A 2,976-nucleotide genomic window follows, 5' to 3' on the forward strand; every position below is an offset into this window, starting at 1 on the left:
TTCAGTTCTCAGGAATTCGAAAAAGCCGTTATAGAAATCGGCGCTGACTTTAAATGTTATAAAGAAGACCTCAACTTATTCAGAAAAAGACAAGGACAAATTAAGAACGAAGAAAAGGCGCCAAATGCAGGAACAGGATTAGTAGCCGCACTTTTGGAGCCCCAAAAATTTATAGATACTGTATTAGCGCAAATTGAAGGCTTAAAATTCGACTACATGGTCTGTTCTGCAGCTTATCCTTATGCAACAGTTATTGCTCAGGTACTAAATATTCCCCTTGTATCTTCCTACGCAGTTTTTGCCACATTTAAAGATTTGTTCAGTAAAAAACAACCGGGCTCCGACAACGGCCCGATGGGGCTTAATGCCGAAGTACTTGCGCAATTTAAAAAAGTAAGAGCATCCCTAATGGAAAAGCACCGGGTTAACATTTCTGAAGACATCTTGTCCCTTTTCTTCAACAAAGGCAACCTGAACATTATTTATACTTCAAAATACTTCATTCCTCATCCTGAGGATTACGACGACAGCTTCATTTTTATTGGGCCGCCTGTTTTTAATAAAAAATACGATGTAGATTTTCCTTTTGAAAAACTGGAGGGCAGGAAAGTGATCTATATTTCTTTGGGTACCATATTCAGCAACCACTCCGATGAATTGAATCGATTGTTTTTAAAGAGTTTCGCAGATACCGATTATATAGTGGTCATGGCGGCCTATGACGTAGACCTTTCGCAATATCAAATCCCGGAAAACTTTATCATCAGGAATTATATTCCTCAATTGCAAATGTTAAAATACACTTCCGCAGCCATTACCCATGCGGGGATGAACAGCATTGGCGATTTGTTATATCATAAAGTACCGTTTGTCTCTATTCCATTAGGTGCGGATCAATTTTTTATGGCGAACAGAGCACAAGAACTAGGTGCCACGATTGTACTGAACTCTCAGGATCTTGATACGGAATTGCTAAAAAAATCTGTAGAAACGGTTCTGACAGATCCGGAGTATCGTAAAAACATAGAAAAAATAAGCGATTCCTTTATCCAGGCGGGTGGTTATCAAAAGGCAGTGGAGGAAATCTTCCGGTTCATCAAACCACAATCCTGAAGGTCAGGTTGACCCTCGCCCGCATTGGTCTTACGGATTTAGCAATCCGATGTTCCCATTTCGCCTGGAGGTCACCTTTCATGATCAGCAGGGAACCATTCTCCAGCTTTACAGAATATTTTAAACGGTGGTCTGCTTTATGCCGGATGTCAAAGGCCCGCACTTGGCCAAAACTTACTGAGGCAATGGTTGGATGTGTTCCAAGGGCCTTTTCATTATCGCTGTGCCAGGCCACTGAATCATTGCCATCCCTGTAATAATTAAGCAATACACTGTTAAACCTTACACCTGTAATCGCTTCTACCCTTTGCCTGATCATCAGTAAATCCCTGGTCCAGGGCACTGGGACTGTCTTTCCTGGAGAGGTATAATCATAGGTATCCGGATCAGCATACCAAACGGACAACCTGGGTGTGATGACTTGTTTATCGTACATGGTGACTACCTTCTGTTTCCATGGACATTCTGTAATAAAGTTGTTCATCAGCCTTTCGCTTTCCGCAAGGCTGAAAAGTGCCGGCCGATAATCCAGCAGATCTTTAGGCAAGCCGGGACTTTGGCCTGTTTCAGCAAAAAAACTCAGTTGCTCCATCTAAATGAGAATGATTTAGGTTGTAAAATTTCAAACGACTTTTATGATCCTCAAAAATACTAATATTTTTAGTAAAATAAAAATAAATTGGATACTCTCATCATTTAAAAGAGTTATATCCAAAGACTTGGATAATGGCAGCAAATTCCAGATTCTATAGAATTCATACCAACTAAAAAAAAATAAAAAAAATTTGCAGGGATAATAAAAATTCCTACCTTTGACTTGAGAGCGTTAATTTAATGGAACGGGACCAGGTCGCTAGACTTCGGTCCCGTTTCTTTTTTGAATCATTTTACACCTCTTTTTGCGGAACTACAATTTGCCCGTAGGTTAAATGCTCTTTCAAATGGAAATTTCTTGGCCCAATTCTTGTAAAGAATTAGCCATAGATGGATAGGAATTTCGTAACCTCTGTTTTCTGTGCAACCGCTTCTTCTCTGTCTGTTTTTTGTCTAATAGCAAACAGTCGGGTGCAACGATTTTTTCTGCATGAATCGTATATTAAGAAGGCAATTTCAATCTTCTTTCTGGTCAGTTAGAAAAGTTCATACAGGTTAAAAACGCTGAATAAAATGAACAAAACTTAACTACCTCTATTTAACTACTGATTAACAATCAAATACAATATAACTCAGACTATCGCTGATGGTCATGAATCCGTGCCGATTTTACCGAACACAGTCCCAAACTGAATGTAATGAACGAAAATCGTTGAAGTTTCTGTGATATGTTTGAAAAGCTATAAAGAATGTAAAATTTTATCTAAAAAATTATACAGACTTGCATAGCAGGAAACTAATTTATCGCTCAGCGTGCACAAAATAAAGACTCCATATGCTCTCTTAATTCCGGCACTGGTAACAGTGTTTCTAATGGTTATGGGGATCGGGAGTGTAAGCGGGCAAACAAGGACATATGCAGATAATGAATCGCATAGTGCATCTGGTTCTAGCCTTGTAGGTGAATGGTCGGTTACGAGTCCAACCAAAGCACTATTAGCCAATCTAACAACAACAGACTTTGCAAAACTACACACCTTTGCCGTAGCAAACCTTGGAGGTATAATATCCTGGGAACAGGTAAAGTTTAACGTGACAACAACAGGAAGTTCTATTCCTGCAAACACTACCGTATACTTAAAAGTTGACGGATTTTCGGGTAGCTTATTAGGACTATTGGGCGGTGGAAGCATAAAATCGGTCGCTTATCAAGGTGCGACTTCAACTGTAGATGGATCAAGTATTGCTGACGCCAACACTACAGTAACC

At 39.6% G+C, this 2,976-nt stretch carries 3 protein-coding genes; 2 read left to right on the forward strand and 1 reads right to left on the reverse strand.

The window, feature by feature from the left end:
• The coding region (locus tag VNZ46_RS02450) for a macrolide family glycosyltransferase (RefSeq protein WP_325558480.1) at positions 1–1,113 on the forward strand (1,113 nt) is incomplete at its 5' end.
• Here the strand turns inward: VNZ46_RS02450 and VNZ46_RS02455 are convergent.
• A complete protein-coding gene (locus VNZ46_RS02455; protein WP_325558481.1) occupies positions 1,097–1,705 on the reverse strand; it encodes an alpha-ketoglutarate-dependent dioxygenase AlkB family protein in 609 nt (202 codons plus the stop codon). The two genes, VNZ46_RS02450 and VNZ46_RS02455, sit on opposite strands and share 17 nt — an antisense overlap.
• Positions 1,706–2,520: 815 nt before the next feature.
• Between VNZ46_RS02455 and VNZ46_RS02460 the strand changes: the two genes are divergently transcribed.
• Positions 2,521–2,976 (forward strand): hypothetical protein (locus tag VNZ46_RS02460; RefSeq protein ID WP_325558482.1); only part of this gene is annotated, 456 nt, incomplete at its 3' end.

It is taken from the genome of Pedobacter sp. (assembly GCF_035566355.1).
Taxonomy (GTDB): Bacteria; Bacteroidota; Bacteroidia; order Sphingobacteriales; family Sphingobacteriaceae; genus Pedobacter.